This window comes from Xanthovirga aplysinae, from assembly GCF_009711365.1.
Classification (GTDB): domain Bacteria; phylum Bacteroidota; class Bacteroidia; order Cytophagales; family Cyclobacteriaceae; genus Xanthovirga; species Xanthovirga aplysinae.
Window position 1 is genome coordinate 1 of sequence record NZ_SMMB01000271.1, and the last position, 942, is coordinate 942.

The following is a 942-nucleotide window of genomic DNA, read 5'->3' on the forward strand; positions in this document are numbered from 1 at the left end:
AAAATGGTTTGTCAATTTCCCCTTGTTTATTAGTAGGGGTTTGCCGATAATTTATTGTTAAATGGTATTATTTATTTTATATTTAAAAATTTATTGGGCCATATTTGGGGAGTTCCGCTAAAATTTATTCTCTTGTAATTATTAATATTTTAAGAAATATAATCATTTGTTGTTACCTGAAAAATATAATGTGAATATACCACATATGTGTTATATCTGATTGTTGGCGGTCAGCAGATAAATTAAAAACTTAAAAAATGGAAAATTTTTTGAAAGCCAAGCATTGGCAGATTTTTATTCTTTTAATTTTAGGACTTTTTATCTCAAATTTTAAAATTGAAAATGATCCTTTGTTAACTCAGGTTCTAAAAATAATTGGGATGACAACTTATTTTGCCTATCCATTAATTATTGGACATTTACTACAAGATTACCTACCTAGAAAAGTAGAGCTAAGGCATACCCTATTTATTATAAATAGTTTTATCTGGCTAACAACATATATTGTTATTATGATAATTTCGGACGGACAAGGAATGACTTTTACTGGACTTGCCGCAATCCCAATGTTTTATACTTTTTACGCATTTCTAAACTTTTTGGCATTTCCAGCAAAAACCATTAAATCAATAGAATTAAAAAAGAATACGGGTATAGGAGACTACATTGGTGACTTCTTTTTGATTGTATTTTTGCCAATAGGAATATGGTTTTTGCAGCCAAGAATTAACAAAATTGTAGAAGCCCAAAAAGGTGAAACTGACTAATAAAAACAGCCGAACCGCCAACAATGGCTATATCCAATTGCTCCCTAGGTGTCGCTACTGGGCATAGCCGGTCCGTTGGGCGGCATTAAGTAGATAAGGGAAAGGTAGATTAATTGATTGCTATTTTAAATCGAATTGTATTGAATTCAACTAAAGATTTTTTCTATGAAAAAGA

1 protein-coding gene is annotated in these 942 nt (G+C 30.4%); it reads left to right on the top strand.

Going from position 1 to position 942, the window contains the following annotated elements; all coding sequences use genetic code 11:
• Positions 1-257 precede the first annotated feature (257 nt).
• Positions 258-767 carry a hypothetical protein gene (locus E1171_RS00690; RefSeq protein WP_155203110.1) on the top strand — a complete coding sequence of 170 codons (510 nt, stop codon included), beginning with the start codon at positions 258-260 and terminating at the stop codon, positions 765-767.
• Positions 768-942: the final 175 nt, after the last annotated feature.

Excerpts from the sequence above, each read along its gene's own strand:
- E1171_RS00690 (WP_155203110.1), top strand. The coding sequence starts at position 258 with ATGGAAAATTTTTTGAAAGCCAAGCATTGGCAGATTTTTATTCTTTTA.